The following is a 19,135-nucleotide window of genomic DNA, read 5'->3' on the forward strand; positions in this document are numbered from 1 at the left end:
ATACCACCTTGAGCCTTCACCCAACAATTCGCGGTGGCGCTCTTCGAAGATTAATTTAATTACGTCGTTTATATTTATAGAAAATCCTTCATCATATCTTCTCACCATCACAGAAAGTAGTTCACTTACAGCCCCCTGTTGGTCGCCCAAAACTGAAAGCGCTTCTGCTCTTAATAACACGATATCTTCTAAGCGGGTAAAAACCAAAGCACTGGTAAAATACCTGAAGTTTGGATCGGTACCACCGCCCTGGATCACTTTGATTTTGCTGAAAATGGGATACTTACCGTTTAGGTTGGTAAAATATCTTCCATCATATTTTGCCTGTCCTAAAGTATCAACCGCAAACCTTTGATCTTTTGCAATATTGAAATATTTAAGAATTGAATCTTTCGGAAGATAAATGTCTGGAACTGACTTAGTCATAACCGGTTCCGCTAAAGTTAACTCTTCAATATGCCCGGTAGATGAACCATCCACATGGCCATAATCGGAGTTAAAACCGAACATCTGCCTGGTGTTCTTATTGTAGAAAAATCCATTGGAATTTGACAAATCAGCACTTCCTGTAAAACCACCTGAACTTCTGCCATAATTATCTTCAACAAATTTGGCATATTTAGAAACGTTGGTATAATCGCCATTCCAAGCTGCCAAATGAGCTAAAACAGCATATGCCGTAACTTTTGTTGCCAAAGCACCACCCCATCTTCCCGAACTTTCATTGTAATAATCAGTTGGCTGCTGCACATCACCACCACTGTAAATAAATGGCAGATCAGCTGCTGCTTTTAAAATTTCCTGTTCGGCCCATGCTAAAATCCTAGCCTGGCTTTCGCGGGGTTTATTGGTAAATTTACCTTCGTCTGAAGAGGTAATAAATGGTACATCGCCCCAGATTCTCACCATGTAGAAATAGGCAAAAGCCCTTAAAAACCTGGCTTGCGCAATATCCACGGTCATGTTATTGCTTGTGTATCGTTTATCTGTTTCTTTTACATGCCCAATATTTTCCAAGAAAACATTGGCGCCGTTTACAATGGCGTAAAACCTGGTCCAATCAGATAAGGCCTCCATTACGGGATATGCCGCATTTAAATTGTTGCCAATTACAGCCTTTAAATCCTGTCTTTTTGGACTTAAAAATTCTCCCGTTCTCACATCACCATAAATCCAGTGACTGTTGTTATCTGATAAAGCAGCCCGTGTTAAAGCATAAACCCCCAAAATTCCCGATCGGGCATCCTCTACTGTATTCCAGGCATTTTTTTCGCCTACAACCCTGGTAGAATCGGTTTCTAAAGCCTTATTACAACTCGAAAAGGCAATTATAGAAACCAGAAGTATGTATAATATATTTTTCATCTTACTTGATGTTTTGTTAGTTCTTGTTTTCATCTTATAGCTCCATTTTAACACCTAGGGTATATGTTCTCGGAATGGGTTGGCCATAACCCGTATCAACGCCGTCGTAGCTAACCAGTTCAGGATCTTGACCGGTGTAAGGCGTGATGGTGAAAATATTACTCACTGCACCGTATACGAAGAATTTGTTAATTTTAATGTTCTTCTTATTGAGCAGATTACCCAGTTCGTAACCTAATGAAACCTGTCTTAATTTTAAGAATGAAGCATTCTCTAAAAAAAGATCCTGATCTGCACGGTATGGGATTACCGTACTCCAAGGATTGTAAAGAGGATATTTCGAATAATCGCCACGTTTCTCCCAGAAGGTAATTTCTTTAACAGAATTGATATCTGTATTGCCTTCGCGGTTAACAAAATCAAAATGGTTAGCCATCTCCTGGTTGATTAGCTTTCTTCCTAAATTAAAGTAGAAACTCGTAGCCAGGCTCCAATTGCCATATCTAAAATTGTTATCGAAACCACCTGCAAGGGTCGGTAATGAATGGCCTTTTAATACTTTATCGTTATCATCAATAGTATTATCACCGTTTTGGTCTTTCCAACGTGGATCACCGGCCTTTAAAACAATTCCCTTATATTTTAATTTTTGTCCATTAGCCACTGGCACATCAGCATCTGAAGTATAAATGCCATTATTCTCCAATAACCAATATTGATCCACCGGCTCGCCAACTTTTAAAAATCTGTTACCTACTACCAACTGATCTAATCCTCTTGGCAATGCTTTCAATTCGTTAGCGTTGTGATTAAAGTTTAAGGCCGAATTCCATGAGAATTTACTTTTTGCGATTATCTGAGCATTCACTGTAAAATCGATTCCCATGTTGTTAACAGACATTCCGCTTTCGATAGATTGTTTATAACCATATTCAGCATAAGCAGGGATACCAATTAATTGGTTTTTATCGGTTTTGCTATAAAGTTCAACAGAAACGTGAAGACGGTTTTTCAACATCGCCACATCGGCAGCAACATTAAGTTGATCTGAGTACGACCAAGGTACACCATAACCTACCCAACCAAATTGATAAGGACGTGTTAAAACACCGAATGCATTATATCCAGGCACCGTTAAGTTACCGGTATAGCCAACTGAGGCTGTATATTGTGGCCCCTGTGTATAATTATCGTAACTAAAAGTGCGCCCCATTCTACCAACACTTGCACGCAATACTAAATCATCAACCAAGCTGTTATCTTTCAAAAATTCGTTTTTGATATTCCAAGCTGCAGAAATAGTTGGCGAATAAAACCAACGGCTTGTTGGTTGTGCATTTGAAGAGCCATCTAAACGTAATATTGCCGATATGAAGTATTTATTGCTAAATGAGTAATCGGCTTTTCCATAGAAAGACAATAAGTTATCTTCTGTTTTATCTAAAAACCGATAAGTCAACTCTCTTGGAAAGGCAACTGGCGTTAAATAACCACCGTTAACACTTCCGTTATCGTTTATTGGTTTAGAATCCAATAAGTTAATTTTAATATAATCGTTAACACCTTTATAGGCATAAGCATTACTATATTTATAGATATCCCATTGCATTGTTTGTCCTAACGCAAAATGAAAATCATGAACCTTATTCAGATTCAAATCGTAAGTCACTTTGTTATCCACCATTAATCTTTGGCTAAAGCCATAATAATTGGATGCATAACTGTTTCCCTGCAAAAGCGTTCTGGCATAGAAAACATCTCTATACCCCTCACTGTAATCGGCATTAAAAGATGATACCACTTTAAATTTGCCAAAAGTTCCTTCTAATTTGGCATAGCCCTGAATAGAGTTTGTTTTGTTATCATCAAAACCTTTCTTATATTCTTGCAGGTATGAACCATAGAAATCTTTATTTGGAGGTAGAGGCGCGCTTAAATCAGGAAAATAATTAAGTTGTGCAAATCGGTCGCGCAAGGTTTTATTTCTGTCGCGGTTTAAACGGTTCGCATTAATCATAGTCGAGAACAACAACCATTTGGTTGGCTTCATATTGATATTGAAAGTGGCGCTATAACGGTCGATACCCGTTTGATCTGCTACGCCTTCACTTTTGGTATTACCTAATGCAAACCTAAAATTCGCCCTGTCAGTACCACCGGCAAGTGAGAAATTAATGCCATATACCAGCGCATTTTTGTAGTATAAATCTGTCCAGTCTGATTTTCCACTATACACATTATTTAGCGAATCGCTTAAATATACCGGATACTCTTCATCATCAGAATACCTGCCATTTGTGGTATATACATCATAAAACCGCTGTCTGAAATCATTTTCGTATTTACCATTGATGGTATTTACAAATGGTTTTTGCACCATGCCTATATACGAATTGAAAGATATAGCGCGGTATTTACCAACTGCTGTTTTTGAGGTTAAAACAATTACTCCATTAACACCTCTTGGCCCATAAACAGAAGTAGAACCTAAATCTTTAAGTACCTCTACCGATGTAATATTATTCAGATCGATACCGGCCAATAAATTAGTTGCAGGACCGATTCTATTAAAATCGAATTGCTGTATATCAAAAGCAAAAGGATGCTCCCGTACCAAAGGGATTCCGTCGAGAACCACCAGAGGCTGAGCATCGTACAAATCCTTTTTAGATAATAGTGGCATTGCAGCCCCTCTAATAAACATGTTCTGAATAGACCCAGGCTCACCAGATGGCTCCTGAATATACAGACCAGCAAAATTGCCCTTTAAGTTTTGTTGTAATGAAACGGCAGGGAATAGTGATAGATCTCTGGTGTCTTTTTTTACACCGCCAGATAACTTATCGTAAAGTGTTTTCTGCTTGATCTGATCTAAACTGTCTTTTCGTAATGAATCTTTCGGTGTTACGATCTTGATTTTTGTCGTATCCTGAAGAATCAAGCAATTAATTGTTAGGCCTTTATGAAGTTTTTCACCCGTTGCAAAAGTCGGTAAAACGTTTAATGTAAACGCGGCAAAAAAAACAAGGCACGCCCATAAGTATCGCATAGTTAATGGATCTTTAATTGGTAAAAAAATGATTTCTAAAACTTATTTTTTCGGAAACGGCATAGTATGTCCTAGGTTAAAGAGACGTTAAGGGTTCTCATAAAATTTAGTATTTGGTTAAATCAAATATATACTATACTAAAACGTTTTAATAACAAATTGTCATTTTTATGAAATTTTTATAAAATACCACAATAATATTTAATTCTATTAAAATAATTGTCAGTCAGACAGGTAAAAAAATAAATATTATCAGAATATCTTAAAAAATTAACATCCTATAAAACAGTCTATAAGGATATTTTTAGTCAGCAATAACAATAAATCGAACAATTTTATGTTGCTATTTTCTTAAAGCACTTAAACGTTTTAGTAAAAACATAAAATACAGATCAAGAAGTAAAGATTAAACCGACAATGATTGTTTAGGCGTGAGGATAGTCCTTTACCATATTATATATTATAGCATTAGCTTGGATATAGTGGTATTTATATCATAAAACAGAAAGGTTAAAATCAATTATTTTTCGGTGGCCACCCGATAAGTAGGATCTTCTATAATGTTTACTGCTATAATCTGATCGGCATTTTTCAGCAAGCGCTTACAATCGTCGCTCAGGTGCTTTAATTGGAGTTTTTTATCAGCCGAATGGTAACGTTCGGTTAGTTTATTCAGTGCATCAATACCCGACATATCAAAAACACGGCTATGCTTAAAATCAATTACGATATGCTGAGGATCATGAGCTACATCAAACAGCTCATTAAAATTGGCAATAGATCCAAAAAACAAGGGGCCAAATATTTCGTAGGTTTTTACACCACTGGCATCGATATGTTTACTGGCACGTATCCGTTTAGAACTTTCCCAGGCGAAAACAAGTGCCGAAATAATTACACCTATTAATACCGCAAGTGCCAGGTTATGCAGCCAAACTGTAATTACAGCCACCAGAATCCCAATGATAATATCCTGCGAAGGCATTTTATTAATCACTTTAAAGCTCATCCATTCAAAGGTGCCAATGGCTACCATCATCATTACACCAACCAAAGCCGCCATGGGTACGCGATCTATTACCGGAGCGCCTACCAAAATAATAACCAATATAGTTAAGGCAGCAATAATGCCCGATAACCTTGCCCTCGCACCTGCCGAAAGATTAACCAGTGTTTGGGCAATCATTGGGCAGCCGCCCATGCCAGTAAAAAAGCCGTTTGCAATATTGGCAATTCCTTGAGCAATACTCTCTCTGTTCCTATCGCCTTTGGTTTCTGTAATTTCATCAACCAGGTTCAAAGTAAGCAGGCCCTCCGTTAAGCCCACACCTGCCATAATGAGCGAATAAGGAAAAATGATCTTCAGCATATCCAGATTCAACGGCACTTTTGGAATATGAAATGGAGGAAACCCGCCATTTACTGAAGCAATATGTTTAACCAGTTTGGTATCAATTCCAAAACATAAAACGATAAGAAAAACCACAATAATAGCCACCAGCGAGGATGGAATGGCCTTGGTTATTTTAGGGAGAATGATCACTATTGCAACGGTGAGTAATACCAAAGCCAACATGATATATAAAGGGGTACCGCTCAACCATTCTATTCTGCCGTTAACAAGGGTTTTGAACTGTTCCAGCTGCGACATGAAAATAATAACCGCCAAACCGTTAACAAAGCCAAACATTACGGGCTGCGGAACCAGTCTGACGAATTTCCCAAGTCTAAACAGTCCCACCATAATCTGGATTACACCTGCTAAAGCCACTGCCGCAAAAACAAATTCTATACCCTGGGTTTTCATTAAGGCGATGAGCACAATCACTGTTGCACCTGCCCGTAAGGTTTCATCATTTAAATTATTAGCAGTTGCAAATATCTAAATTATGGGAACATTAGTGCTATAATAAATATCGGCGCTGAATAAGTTTAGTATCAGCGGGACTAATAAATATTTATAAAGGGATTGCAAATCTATAGCACCTGGGTTCGGATTGCAAATCTGATCAACCTGGCTAAAAGACAGAAAATGTAAGTTGGATGATGGAATTAATTTTGCGCTCATTTTCGACATCTGCGGGACAAATAAATAACAAAAAAACGGATTGCAAATCCAGATCAACGGTAAAGATTAGAAAACTAACTCGGGATAACTTTTTTGCGTTTAAGTTCGTCAAACAGATCAAAAAACATTTTTTCAGTATCGATATACTCATGGAAGCCCAATCGTCTTGCTTTGGTACCGTCTGAGAAGAAATCGTAATCCCAAGAAAAAACAAAGTCGCCAAAGGCCCATGAAGATACTTCTCCATAACTGTGTTTGACTAGGTTATGTTTTTCCTGCAGTTGTGTCCACAAAGCCGATTTATCAGCCATTACGGTTTGCAAAGGCATTTGAAGTGGAGAGGCAGTATCCATTTTAAAATAAGCTGCAATTTTAGGCCAAAGATCGTTCCATCGGACCAAATCACCATTGGTTATATTAAAAGCTTGATTGGCACATGCCGGGTTGGTGGCCGCCCATACCGTTGCTTTTGCCAATAATCCAGCATCTGTAATGTCTAAAAGCTTATCATATGCTCCTAATTTGCCAGGAAAACGCAAAGGCAGACCTAGTTCTTTCGATATGGRTGCATAAACTGCAATTACAGAAACCAAATTCATTGGATTACCCAATGCCGTACCCGCAACCACAGATGGCCGGAGTGCAGACCAGCTCCATTTTTTTCCCTTTTGCTGTGCTTCAAGAAACTGTTGCTGATCTACATTAAATTCCGGGGGCATATGTCCACCGTCGCTTTCTTTTGCCGGTGTTTTAAAAGGGCCGTAATGCGCTCCGTATACTTTATAGCCCTGCATTAAACTGATGTGCTGTAAGTCTTTTGCAGTACCTTCAATGGCATTAACCACATTCACAAGCATCGCCAAATTAGATACTACCAACTCCGCCCATGTAGGTTTATCCTGATATGCGGCATAAAAAACATGTGTTACTTTAGTTAAGAGGCTCAATTGCTTCTTGCTGTCCTCTGGGTCCAGCAGGTCTACAGAAATGTACCTCGTTTTATCTTTATCCAGCCCACCCCGACGCGATAAACCGATAATATCCCAATCACCAAGATTTTCTAAGTGGCTGATTAAATTACTGCCAATTACCCCATTTGCACCCACAACCAACGCTGTTTTACTGTTATTCATCTCTTTTAATTTAAATTGATTCACATAACGCAAAGATCCTGACAAACCACAGATATGTTTTTGTAAAATAGTATGATATTTTTGTATAAATCTATCATGAAGCGATACATCCAATTTCAACCTATTGTTATTTCAGAATTTGAAGTAAGCAAGTGGCAGCACCCCTTACATCGGCACAACCATTATGAACTGATTTACATTAAAAAAGGATCTGGCCAGCATATCATTAACGAAATCTCCATTGCTTACGAAAAAGGAAATCTCTTCTTAATTGGTCCGGATGATGATCATCGTTTCGAAATTGAAGAAAAAACTCATTTCATTTATATAAAGTTTACCGATATATTCATTCATCAAAAAGAGGTTAACTCAACGGGCTTGCAATACCTGGAATACCTGATCAAAAGCCGTGAAACACATTTTACAGGCTTTAACTTTACGGCAAACGATCAGTTGATTGTTGAAAACATCATTGCACTTATCTTATCGCTCAATATAAACATGTTGCAAAATGAAGCTTTAATCTGGACCCAGATCTTAGTGCTTTCTGATATTATGCAGCGCAATATGCCCGAAATCAAAAATAGCGCGCAACGCTCGAAAGACATCCAAGCCATCTTCTGTTACCTGCACAAATACATTTACCAGCCTAAAAATTTAAAAGCGAATGTAATGGCGGCACATTTTAACCTTTCAGAAGACTATATAGGGCCCTATTTTAAAAGAAATACAGGTATAACCTTACGCCAGTATATCCACAATTATCGTCAGAATTTAATTCAACAGCGAATAGAAAGCGGAAGATTTGGATTGAAACAAATTGCGGAAGAATTTGGCCTTGTTGACGAAAGCCACGTAAGTAAACTGATGCGAAAAGTCTGAAAGTATGTAAGATGGATTAGTTTGAAGTCTATGCTGCAGAAGAAACATGCCTTTGTGTGCTTCGTGCCTTGGTTATTGGATGGAAAATGTAAGATGGGTGATGGAATTGGTTCTGCGTTCATCTTCTAGATCTGTGGAATAAATAATTAAAAACGAATTGTAAACCCTTAGCATTTAGGTCTGGATTGCAAATCCAGACCCGCTACATTATTTAAACAAACTTTTTTCATCTACCGAAAAACCAAGCTCAATAAAACTCTGTGTAGACCATTTAATTTTGAGTGGAGCGCCTGTATCTTTTATGGTTTCTTTACTCACATCCTTACCGGTTCCATAATTGATCTGTGCAAAAGGATTTTTATCAATATTGAGCATTAAAAGCAATCTGCTCCCTTTTTGCAGCTGCTTACTGAATACTCTCGATCTATAAAAAGGTATGGTTTCTAACTTCCCAGGTTTAAGCAAGTTTCTTTTACTCATATCGTATGCGTAACTGGCTCTTCCTAAATAATAAGAGAGCTGAAAATATTCGCCTGAGGGCGTAACTTCATAAAGAACCAGGCCTACGTCCATATCCTTTTTATTGATGATGGCTTTAAGCTGTCCCTCTAGCGCACCTGATACTGAAACGGCTTTATTAAATGGCTTCGTAATAAAAAACAGTCCATTGGATCTGTCGATTTCTTTTTTGATGATCGGATCAGGGTAATAATCATTGTAGAATGTGGTTCTGTCTGCCAGATCAACCTGTTGATGCATAAAAACTTGTTCAGCTGGCTTTTGCTGCGATAACAGCATCGTTCCGTTTATACTATCCAGATAAAACCGGATACGGTGATCTTCCATTTTTGCCAATGAAGGAGCATGCTTCCACTTATTTGCGCCCATGACCTCATAATTGATCTTATCTTTTATCAGTGTGGGTTTCTTTCCGCCTTTAAGAATATAATCGAGCCATTGGAAAGTGATTTCGCGGGTATTGATTAGTGCTATTGAATCTACCTCATAGTCCCTCAGCTTGGCTACTCCACCTATCTGCGATCCAAAATGATCATAAGGGCCTATAATTAAATAATGTTCGGCCGAGGGGTTATACTTATAATGTTCGCGCAGGTATTCCAATGCCGAAACCTGTCCATCATCATAGTAGCCGGTAATACTAAGTACTGGAATATTAATGTGTTTAAATTCTTTACCATAAGGCACCATCGACTGCCAGTAGGCATCGTAATCGGGGTGACTAAGCCACTTCTGCAATAATGGATTTGGTGTGCCGTCAATGCTGTCGATCTTATTGTAAGCAGCCCCACTTTCCCACCAGTTATTCCGCATCCTGCGCCAACGGGCATTGTCGTTATTCACAGCATCATCCGTGTATTTGTTATTGGTGATGTAAAATGCCCATTGATAATTGGCTGCTAAAAAAACATTATTTTCCATGGGTAAGCCAAGCCCTGGAATTGCAGCTACATAAGGTACAATGGTTTTAAGTGCCGGATGCAGGTGCTTGGTGGCAGCCCATTGTGCAAAACCAGAATAACTTCCTCCATACATGCCAACCCTGCCATCGCTCCATGATTGATTGATGATCCAATCGATAACCGCATTCACATCCTGTGCTTCATGCTCATAAGGTTCGGGCCTATCGGGACTGAGCCGTTTCCCTCTGGCATCAGCAACAATGCCTACATAACCATGATCGGCAGCGTATTTGGCTTCCATCAAACTTCTATTGGTGTTGGAATAGATAAAATAAAAGAGTGCGGCAGGTAATTTCTGTCGCATACCTTTTTTCCTCACCACTACAGCAGATAAAGTAATGCCGTATTTTGTTTTAATCATCACGCTATCGTTGATGATATAATTAGTGGTATCGGGTAAGGTTAGTTTTTGCTGTGCAAAGGTTTCAATGCCCATTACGAGGCATAGCGCAGCCATACCCAGTTTTACTAAGTTTATTTTCATGATCAAAAAATTATAATTTATGTTTTAATGAGGCTCCGTAATTTAACAGCCTGCCGTTCTGATATTCTGATTAAATTTCCCGTTTTAAGTTCTACAAACATCCCCTCATCATCTTTTTTTACCGAACTGATGTAGTCGAGGTTAAATAATATACTTCTGCCGGCTCTAAAAAATCTTTCACAATCGGGGTTATCTTCGAGTTTGTTTAATGAGGTTTTGAGCAATACCTGTTCTTGCCCGAAAAAGAGCCTGGCGTAATTCTCTACCGACTCGATCAGATGCACATCTTTCCATTTAATGAGGTGGTGTTTGCTCCTATCCTTTATAAAAACAACGGCTCCATTATTCGCACCGATCTTTTCTATGGCTTTATCCATTGCACTTTTAAAGCGTTCCTCCCGTATGGGCTTCATCAGGTAATCCATGGCGCTTACTTCAAAAGCCTGCAACGCATAACTGTCGAAAGCGGTTACAAAAATCACCTGCGGCACATGTACCAAATTCTCCAACAGGTCGAAACCCGAACGGCCAGGCATCTGTATATCCAAAAAAATCAGGTCGGGCTTTAAAAGTCCGATAAGTTGCTCGGCTTCATCAGCATTGGCAGCCTCACCCAATACCGTAACCTGCGGATAGCTTTTTAACATCCTTATCAGTTCCTGCCTTGCGCCACGTTCATCGTCAATAATCAGTGTTCTAATGTTGCTCATCTGATTGGGATTTTAATTTCGGCGCAAACCTTTTGCTCCATTTCATACAGGCTGAAAGATGCATGGTGCTGGTAACTGAGATCGAGCCGTTCTTTCAGGTTCTGCAGTCCTATGCCTGCCACCGTTTTATTTGGTTCCAACTTGCCAGGGTTTAAAACACGGATGCTTACCAATCCATTCTGTTCGTTAATTATTACCTCAATCTTCCCACCCTGCTTTTCTAATGCAACTCCATGTTTTACCGCATTTTCTACCAATGTTTGAATGCATAAGCGTGGCACCATCAGCGCAGAGAGCGAAATATCGATATCCAAATCGTATTGTAATCTTTCTTCCATCCTCAAACCTTCTAACTCCAGGTAATCTTTCACCAGGTCTATTTCTTCATTTAACCTGATCAGCATGGCGCTGCCTTTATACAATCCACTGCGCAACAGTTCGCTTAGCAGATCGATTGCCCTACCCGCTGCATCGGGCCGGGTATATACCAAAGATTTTATGTTATTGAGTGCATTGAACAAAAAATGGGGATTTAACTGAGCAGAAAGATTATCCAGTTGCGACTGTTTAAAGCTAAGCTCCAATCTGGCATTTTCTACTGATAACCGCATTTCCCGTTTTGCGTAGTGGTAAAGGTGATAGGCTAAAAGCCATATGGCCATTAAGCGGATACCAGCAACAAAAATACCTACTGCATTTAAACTAAAAAAATCAGCAAACGACTGGTGTGGGTGACTTAGAAACAGTAATCTCACCAGGTACAACTTACTAACCGTAATTATGGTATAAAAAATACCCATTACCGGAATAACGATCAGCATCCGCCAGATCAGTTTCTGAAGCGCCAGGTCATGCCAATGGTTTTTATTTGCAAAATTACGGTACAAATGGGTAATCAAAATGTACATGACCACATCCGAAACAAACTGTACAACAGCCATATCGAATCTGAAATTACCAGCTGCAGACCAACCTTGAAATGCCCAATACAAAGCGGCCACACACCAGCCAATTAGCTGACATTTCCAATAAAGCGATATGTAGGGTTTCTTTTCCAAAAATTTTCTGTTCCAAACAAAGCAACGAAAACTAATTTTAAGAAAAAAGATAAAGTACAGGAGCGTAGGATTTTCGGGGATGAGTGGTTCTTTTAGTCAGGAGTCGGGTCAGAAGTCCAGAGTCTATCGTGCAAAGAAACAAATATGCCTTTATGCGCGCTGTGCCTTAGTGGTTTATAGGAAGAAAATATAGGATGGAGATGAGGCTAGTCCGAAGTCTGCAGTCAGAGGTCCGAAGTCTATTATGCAAAACAAACAAACTCAGCTTCGTGCCTTGGTGGTTAGAGGATGGAAAACGTAATAGATGGATAACGGAATTGATTCTGCGCCAATCCTCTATATCTGCGGAACAAATAAATAGCTAAAAACGGATTGCAAATCCGTAGCACTCGGGGTCTGGATTGCAAATCCTGACTAACAATAGTACGAAAACATCAATTTACCAACTGCTTTTTAAATGTATTCGGACTAATACCAACCTCTTTTTTAAATAAACGCGAGAAATAAGAAAGGTTCTCAAATCCCAATGCATAAGCAATCTCCGAAACCGATCTATTTTCACCGATCAAACGGTTTTTTGCTTCAGATATCAGGTAAATATGGATATGTTCTAAAGCCGTTTTTCCACTTTCCTGTTTTAAAACATCTGTTAAATAACCTGCCGAAATGTTTAAACGCGCTGCCATATCATGCACTGATGGCAAACCTTTAGTAGCCAATAATCCATTGGCAACGTATTTATTTATTTCTTCATTAAACCGGGTTACTGTTTTGCCCGAAATTTCTGTACGGTTAAGAAATTGCCTTTTGTAAAAACGTTGACTGTACTTAAGCAAAGTATCTACGTTGGCCAAAATCAATTCGCGACTATATTCATCCTGGTTGTTTCGGTATTCGGTTTCAATTTTATGATACAGCTCCCATACTGTGCTTTCTTCACTGGGCGAGAGATGTAGCGCTTCGTTAGTTTCGTAATCGAAGTAGTGGTATTTTTTAATGGTATCATGCAACATATGTCCATTCAAAAAATCTTCATGAATAAAAATCAAAAAACCATCCTCCTCCATCTCCAGGTTTTTCATTTCGATTACCTGATTGGGTTTAAAGAACATCATCGAACCGCTCTCGTGGTCGTATTTTGTACGTCCATAAAGGATTTGTCCTGCAATAATCTTTTTAAAACCGATCATATAGAAATCGCTCGTAAACTCCCGGTCGCCCATGGTACACCTATGGTCGCATTTGTAAATGCTAAACAATGGGTTCTCGGGTGGCGGAAATGCGTTTTCTCTGTGTAATTCGGCTAAATTTTTATAGTGTTTCATCCCTTTGAATAGTAATTAACTACAAGCTACACAATTACCCCATACAGCTTGTAGTTAAAGGTTTTAAATGATTTATTAATGACCGTGCGCATCGGCCGCTACCTCAGCCCATTCATCAAATTCAGCCAAACGTTCTGCATAAACCTGTTTAACATTTGGTAGAGCCACTTTACCCAACAAGAAGTGTAAAGGAGGTTTAGGACTGTCGATCAATGCCAATACAGCGGGTACTGTCGCTTCTGGTTTGCCCCAACTATCGGGTGTCGAAGCATCAAAAAATGCTTTTTTAACTGGCGCATATACTTCTAGCGGCGCTGTTTGGAAAGCTGAAGCACCCGACCAATCGGTAGAAAAACCATTTGGCTCGATTAAACTTACATTAATGCCAAAACCTTTTACTTCCGTAGCCAAGGTTTCACTTAAGCCGTTAACCGCATATTTCGAGGCATTGTATAAACCCAACACAGGCAAAGTCACCAAGCCCAGGAAGCTAGAAACCTGGATAATGTGCCCGGCTTTTTGTTCGCGCATTACCGGAACAATTGCTTGTGTTACCCACAGCAGACCAAAAAAATTGGTTTCCATTTGTGCACGGGCCTGTTGTTCAGTCGTTTCTTCTATGGCACCAAACAAACCAAATCCTGCATTATTGATCAATACATCAATGCGGCCAAAATGCTGCTTAACTTTTCCAACTACGGCAAAACAGGCGTCTCTATCGTTTACATCCAATTGAAGCGGCAACACAGCATCGCCATAAGCTTCTATCAAATCATTTAAATCTGCTGTATTTCTTGCGGTTGCAGCTACTTTATCGCCACGCTCTAAAAGGGCCTTTGCCCAGATTTTACCAAAGCCACGTGAAGCACCGGTAATTAAAATTATTTTCGACATTTTTTTCTTTGTTAAATATTGATAACAAAGGTATTGTAGCGCGGTAAGACCAATTTATACAAAACACGGGACTATTAGCACATTTTAAGGTTTAGCTAAATTATCAGTTTGAATATTTAACAATAACCCGAAAGATTATCAATCTGTTGTAGCGCTTATGGATGTTTTTACGTTTTATGAGGAACCATTAATCTAAAAACCACTCACCTATGAAAAACCTACTTTTTCTTTTTGTAGCCTTTGCACTTGTTTCATGTAAAAAATCGGAAAGATATGGTCCGCTGAACTTAAAAAACGGACAGGAAGTTGAACTGCTGGTAAGCCCTCGTTATGCTGCAGATAATGATGTGCTTTTAAAGTTACCAGGCAATGTAGATGCAGGCGCCTCTCTTGTAGGTTTTGACCAAAGGGAACCTGGTTATTCTTATCGCGTTAAAGCCAGATTCAACCGTGATAAAGAGCCACTTCAAGACGGACCTGAATACTACTTTATTTTCGAAAAGATAATTAGCAAAGAGCAATACAAAGGAACTGAGTCATTTCCTGTTCAGCTGATTACCTCATATGTACCTGGCGGACCAGTAATAAGACTAAGCAAAACAGGAAATAATTATTATATGGTTCCAGATAAGTTACAGCTCACTTATGAAGACAGTACCGTACAGAACGAACTTGAAGAAATCTGGCTAAATGTACAGGAAATCCGTGCAAACTGGCAAAAAGGACAACGGCCAAAATGGAAGGCCATTAAGGCAACAGTGGTACAGGATCCGCAGAAATTTGGGAAGGCCTACCTGGTACAACAGATACAATTCATCGATTAACAAAAAATACAAAGAGGCTGTATCATAAATTGTAATTTACTTCGAGTTTGTCACGTTGTCCAAAGGACTCCTACGGAGAGCMTGTCGAAACGCYTTTTAAKASATTAAAAAAGGTCCTTCGACAAGCTCAGGATGACAATTTATGATAAGCCACTTTTGCTTTCAAGTAAAAACCAAGATATTACTTAGATACTGTAATTAAATGATTCGGTTTCGATTAACCCACGGTGCTGCATTTCAGTCCAAAAGGCTAAGGGCAGCTTTTTTGCGGCAAGGGCAACATTGGCGGCAACTTTCTCAGGTCTTGTGGTATTCAAGGCAATACTTTTCACTCCAGGAAACTGGAAAGAAAAATTAAAACAGGCTTCAGCCGGTAGCACACTAAACTCATCACAAACTTTAAAAAATTCATTCCTCCAATCGAGTAGTGCTTTTCCCGATACTGTATCGCGATCAACCTGCTGATAATTGAAAAAATCGCCTCCTGTTAAAAACCCTCCGTTAAACACAGCCGAGTTAATTACCTGTACGTTCTTTTGATTTAGCTGTTTTACAAAAGCCACCAGTGCTTTAGGATGTGACTTTAAGGTTAAACTATTGGCAATCATTACCCAGTCCAGCGCTACATCTTTTGTGATCAGCTCGATTACTTTCCAATCTTTTGCCCCTACCCCAATAGAAGATACTAAACCAGCTGACTTTAGCTCGCCTAATGCCCTATAGGCTTCGATAATGTGCTGATACCTTTCCTCGTAATCAGATTTGTTATCAGCTGCCAACAGGTATTCGTCCGGATCATGTACAGAAACCATTTGGGCATGATAATCGCCCAGCAAATGATTACCCTGTTCAAAACATTTCATTATCCCCTCATAACTGATCATCTGTACGGCATCATACCCGATATTTTTCCATATGCCTGGTTCAAATGTTGGCTCAGGAGTCAAAAGCTCTGTTCTATACCAGCCAAGCTTATTGCTGATCACCACATTTTCTTCATCAACATTTAAATCAGCAAGGCATTTCCCTAATGATTCTAGCGCGAGGCCAGCCCCGTATTTACCTGCGGTATCAAAGAATGCAACTGGCTTGGCCGATTTTACACAAGCCTCTACAATAGCCAACTTTACAGAGTAATCAACGGCCTGATAGAGATTGCCCAAACTGCTTGTTCCAAAAACAACAGCGGGCAGCTGGAGATCAATCTGTTCGGTGTGCATGTGCCCGTTCGACTTTTTCATATCACAATTCGTTTAACCTAAATATATTTTTCATTAGCAGCCACTTTTCTCCAGGCTTTGCCAAGGGTAATGCCTGCTGATATTTCCACATCAGTTCTTCCCACTCTTTCACCTTAGGGTTAGCAATATCCATAGCTGCTTTTTTTTCAAAACTGAAATCATCCCCAGTTTCCATAATCATGAACAAACGGTTCGAAATGCGGTAGATTTCCATTTCCAAAACCCCCGATTCGATAATACTCCGCTTAATTTCAGGCCAACCGTTAAGGTGATAAGCTTCATACTCCGCTATGAGTTTTGGATCATCAACGAGATCCAGTGCTAAACAATATCTTTTCATTTTTCACTTTAAAATGTGAGCATCTCTCCCTATTTTTTGAATTCTATTTTGAAACCAGTTACCAACCAGGCCGGATAATCTGCAGGTTTGCTAATTACAAGGGCTTCATCTTCCTGCACCCACTTTAATTTACTTTTACTGCCCAGCAGCGTAACGGAAGTGATGGGCTTCTCCAGGTATTTCGATTTGCGCCCAAGTAAGGTCATCTTAATGCTTTCATTTGGCACATTCAAACAGAAAGCAAAAAGATTGCCCTCCTTTGTGGTATACCTGATATCCGTAGATTGATATTCACCTGAATCGGTTAAGCCACCAAAGTGGCCCTTTTTCTGGTTTGATTTAATGGTAGAAGGACCTTCTCCATATACTTTCCATGGTCTCGACGCATAAATACCTTCTCCATTCAATTTGGTCCAGTCGCCAATTTCCGTAACAATTTTAACAACATCCGGCTCCAGGTCTCCCTCTGGAGTCTGTACAACATTGATCAAAAGATTTCCGTTTTTACTTACAATGTCGATCAAAAGCTGGGCAATTTCATTCGCACTTTTGTATTTCTGCCCGGTTCTATAATACCAATCTCCTATTGAAGTATCGGTTTGCCACGGAAATGGGCTGATCGAATCCAATACCCCGCGTTCTACATCTTGTGCCCATTTACCTTCAGATGGCTCTTTTGGTGTATATACTGCCTCAAGCTTGCCTTTATTTTTGGCCATATCCTGATTGTAATAGTGCGCAACCATAGTACGCCCTATATCTTCAAAAGGAAGTTTACTATCCGAATAAAGCAGGTCGGGGTGATAATTATCGACCAGTTCGTTAACATTTTCCAACCATTGTTTATGCCAGCCCGGATTATTGGTCAGCCACTCTTTCATATCGGCCGAATCTGCAGGTAAATGATAAAGATCAGAATATTTCGGATCGTGCCCATCATAAGCAATCCCTGCAAACTGCCCCGTTTTGTCTGCGCCATGACTTGGCTGAAACCAGTTAAAACTGGCTGCAAGATGCTCGGAAATGCCAAAACGGAGCCCTTCTTTTTTAGCTGCTTTTTGCCATAAGCCCACTACATCTTTGTGTGGCCCCATATTTACCGAATTCCATTTATGGATTTTGGAGTTCCATAGAAAGAAATTATCATGATGCGAGCCCATGGTTACAAAATATTTGGCACCAGCCTTTTTATATAAGGCCATCAACTGCTCAGGGTTCCATTTCTCTGCTTTCCATAAAGCGATAATATCTTTGTATCCAAATTTAGATGGTGTACCATAAGTTGCCACGTGGTACTTATTCTGCGCACTGCCCTGAACGTACATATTCTTGGCATACCAATCACCCTGTCTGGGAACTGCCTGAGGGCCCCAATGCGACCAGATTCCAAACTTGGCATCTCTGAACCAGTCTGGATATTTATACTGCTTTAAGGATTCATCGGTAGGTTTAAAAATCCCTTGTTCTACCTTATTTGTTTTTTGTTGTGCCTTGAGGTTTAAGCCTAGGGAACAAGCCATAAGGCCAACTAATACTATTTTTTTCATTTCCTTATATTTGGTTTTATCAAAAATAAGTAACTCATCCGCTCAATTCTTGAAATAAATAGACTATTTGTTGTAAAAATCCGACATTTAAGAAATGATAAAAGGATCACTTAAAAAGATCTCTCTCCCGAAAATTCGGGATTGCACTTCAGTCGAGGACGACCAAACGCTGTGTTCTTTGTGCCTTCACTCCGTGATCTCTGTGGTTAAAATGGAGATATTAAATCTTTTGGTCTGCATAAGCAACATCATAGAGATGGTTTGGCTTTAAATAGATCACATCATTTTGAAAATCAAAAACCGTATTGAATCTTTTCAGAATATCTGTTCCCAGATAATGAACGTTAACCCCTGGCATGGGTTTGTTTTGCTCCATAACCTGAGCTGGAACATTTTTCAATTCAAAATTACCAATCTTCAAACTTTGCAGTTTTACTGTGGTTACCGGGATTTCATTACCTTTTGTACCATGCATAATTACCTTTTTGATCACTTCCATCTTCTCGGTTGGAAACCTCATTTCCCGCAGCAAATCGTTATCGAGCATAGCCGTGCGCTGGTAACCTAAATCGAAGAAAAAGAGGCTTTTATTTTTGATCCCGCTTTGCGAAATTTCGCTCTCTATAAAAGGTTTGTTTTTGATATAGGTGATCTTAAACCTGGTGTATTCCTTGTCCTGTAAAATCTGCTTGGGCATGGTAGAATGCACCATCATTTTATTCTGATCATAATCC

The 19,135-nt window shown here is 39.4% G+C and carries 14 protein-coding genes and 1 pseudogene; 2 read left to right on the forward strand and 13 right to left on the reverse strand.

Annotated elements, in window-relative coordinates:
- The 4 genes and pseudogenes from AC1DND_RS05240 to AC1DND_RS05255 all read right to left on the reverse strand — a co-directional run.
- On the reverse strand, nucleotides 1–1,365 hold a 1,365-nt coding region (locus tag AC1DND_RS05240; protein WP_477579681.1), incomplete at its 3' end, for a RagB/SusD family nutrient uptake outer membrane protein.
- A gap of 34 nt (nucleotides 1,366–1,399) precedes the next feature.
- Nucleotides 1,400–4,306 (reverse strand): SusC/RagA family TonB-linked outer membrane protein, encoded by a 2,907-nt coding sequence (locus AC1DND_RS05245; protein WP_477579683.1) that lies wholly within the window; start codon nucleotides 4,304–4,306, stop codon nucleotides 1,400–1,402.
- A gap of 628 nt (nucleotides 4,307–4,934) precedes the next feature.
- Nucleotides 4,935–6,254: pseudogene (locus tag AC1DND_RS05250) on the reverse strand (SulP family inorganic anion transporter); the annotation flags it as partial.
- 302 nt (nucleotides 6,255–6,556) lie between these two features.
- Nucleotides 6,557–7,615 (reverse strand): SDR family oxidoreductase, encoded by a 1,059-nt coding sequence (locus AC1DND_RS05255; RefSeq protein ID WP_477579685.1) that lies wholly within the window; start codon nucleotides 7,613–7,615, stop codon nucleotides 6,557–6,559.
- Between the two features lie 96 nt (nucleotides 7,616–7,711).
- Between AC1DND_RS05255 and AC1DND_RS05260 the strand changes: the two genes are divergently transcribed.
- Nucleotides 7,712–8,497 (forward strand): helix-turn-helix domain-containing protein, encoded by a 786-nt coding sequence (locus AC1DND_RS05260; protein ID WP_477579687.1) that lies wholly within the window; start codon nucleotides 7,712–7,714, stop codon nucleotides 8,495–8,497.
- A 207-nt stretch (nucleotides 8,498–8,704) separates the two neighbouring features.
- Here the strand turns inward: AC1DND_RS05260 and AC1DND_RS05265 are convergent, their stop codons facing one another.
- The 5 genes from AC1DND_RS05265 to AC1DND_RS05285 all read right to left on the reverse strand — a co-directional run bounded on the left by AC1DND_RS05265 (nucleotide 8,705) and on the right by AC1DND_RS05285 (nucleotide 14,449).
- A complete protein-coding gene (locus tag AC1DND_RS05265; protein WP_477579688.1) occupies nucleotides 8,705–10,462 on the reverse strand; it encodes a CocE/NonD family hydrolase in 1,758 nt (585 codons plus the stop codon).
- 17 nt (nucleotides 10,463–10,479) lie between these two features.
- Nucleotides 10,480–11,172: a LytR/AlgR family response regulator transcription factor gene (locus AC1DND_RS05270; RefSeq protein ID WP_477579689.1), complete on the reverse strand. Its 693-nt coding sequence runs from the start codon at nucleotides 11,170–11,172 to the stop codon at nucleotides 10,480–10,482.
- The gene (locus tag AC1DND_RS05275; RefSeq protein ID WP_477579691.1) at nucleotides 11,169–12,230 is read right to left on the reverse strand and encodes a sensor histidine kinase; all 1,062 of its coding nucleotides are present in this window, start codon (nucleotides 12,228–12,230) and stop codon (nucleotides 11,169–11,171) included. The genes AC1DND_RS05270 and AC1DND_RS05275 overlap by 4 nt, the downstream gene beginning before the upstream one ends.
- A gap of 434 nt (nucleotides 12,231–12,664) precedes the next feature.
- Nucleotides 12,665–13,555 carry a helix-turn-helix domain-containing protein gene (locus AC1DND_RS05280; RefSeq protein ID WP_477579693.1) on the reverse strand — a complete coding sequence of 297 codons (891 nt, stop codon included), beginning with the start codon at nucleotides 13,553–13,555 and terminating at the stop codon, nucleotides 12,665–12,667.
- 75 nt (nucleotides 13,556–13,630) lie between these two features.
- Nucleotides 13,631–14,449, reverse strand: coding sequence for an SDR family NAD(P)-dependent oxidoreductase (locus tag AC1DND_RS05285; protein ID WP_477579694.1), 819 nt, complete (start codon nucleotides 14,447–14,449; stop codon nucleotides 13,631–13,633).
- A 209-nt stretch (nucleotides 14,450–14,658) separates the two neighbouring features.
- Here AC1DND_RS05285 and AC1DND_RS05290 point away from each other — a divergent pair, with 209 nt between their 5' ends.
- Nucleotides 14,659–15,273, forward strand: coding sequence for a hypothetical protein (locus AC1DND_RS05290; RefSeq protein ID WP_477579696.1), 615 nt, complete (start codon nucleotides 14,659–14,661; stop codon nucleotides 15,271–15,273).
- A gap of 185 nt (nucleotides 15,274–15,458) precedes the next feature.
- Here AC1DND_RS05290 and AC1DND_RS05295 read toward each other — a convergent pair whose 3' ends face one another.
- The 4 genes from AC1DND_RS05295 to AC1DND_RS05310 form a co-directional block, all read right to left on the reverse strand.
- Entirely contained in the window at nucleotides 15,459–16,514 is a 1,056-nt protein-coding gene (locus AC1DND_RS05295; RefSeq protein WP_477579698.1) for an aldo/keto reductase, read from the reverse strand.
- A 1-nt stretch (nucleotide 16,515) separates the two neighbouring features.
- Complete coding sequence (locus AC1DND_RS05300) at nucleotides 16,516–16,854, reverse strand: L-rhamnose mutarotase (RefSeq protein WP_477579699.1); 339 nt, start codon at nucleotides 16,852–16,854, stop codon at nucleotides 16,516–16,518.
- A gap of 29 nt (nucleotides 16,855–16,883) precedes the next feature.
- Nucleotides 16,884–18,401 (reverse strand): alpha-L-fucosidase, encoded by a 1,518-nt coding sequence (locus AC1DND_RS05305; protein ID WP_477579701.1) that lies wholly within the window; start codon nucleotides 18,399–18,401, stop codon nucleotides 16,884–16,886.
- A 220-nt stretch (nucleotides 18,402–18,621) separates the two neighbouring features.
- On the reverse strand, nucleotides 18,622–19,135 hold a 514-nt coding region (locus AC1DND_RS05310), incomplete at its 5' end, for an aspartyl protease family protein (RefSeq protein ID WP_477579703.1).

Source organism: Pedobacter sp. 01N416 (genome assembly GCF_056399685.1).

What these genes read in the sequence shown, in the direction of transcription:
- AC1DND_RS05260 (WP_477579687.1), top strand. Translation starts at nt 7,712, where the DNA reads ATGAAGCGATACATCCAATTTCAACCTATTGTTATTTCAGAATTTGAA.
- AC1DND_RS05265 (WP_477579688.1), bottom strand. Translation starts at nt 10,462, where the DNA reads ATGAAAATAAACTTAGTAAAACTGGGTATGGCTGCGCTATGCCTCGTA.
- AC1DND_RS05270 (WP_477579689.1), bottom strand. Translation starts at nt 11,172, where the DNA reads ATGAGCAACATTAGAACACTGATTATTGACGATGAACGTGGCGCAAGG.
- AC1DND_RS05280 (WP_477579693.1), bottom strand. Translation starts at nt 13,555, where the DNA reads ATGAAACACTATAAAAATTTAGCCGAATTACACAGAGAAAACGCATTT.
- AC1DND_RS05285 (WP_477579694.1), bottom strand. Translation starts at nt 14,449, where the DNA reads ATGTCGAAAATAATTTTAATTACCGGTGCTTCACGTGGCTTTGGTAAA.
- AC1DND_RS05290 (WP_477579696.1), top strand. Translation starts at nt 14,659, where the DNA reads ATGAAAAACCTACTTTTTCTTTTTGTAGCCTTTGCACTTGTTTCATGT.
- AC1DND_RS05295 (WP_477579698.1), bottom strand. Translation starts at nt 16,514, where the DNA reads ATGAAAAAGTCGAACGGGCACATGCACACCGAACAGATTGATCTCCAG.
- AC1DND_RS05300 (WP_477579699.1), bottom strand. Translation starts at nt 16,854, where the DNA reads ATGAAAAGATATTGTTTAGCACTGGATCTCGTTGATGATCCAAAACTC.
- AC1DND_RS05305 (WP_477579701.1), bottom strand. Translation starts at nt 18,401, where the DNA reads ATGAAAAAAATAGTATTAGTTGGCCTTATGGCTTGTTCCCTAGGCTTA.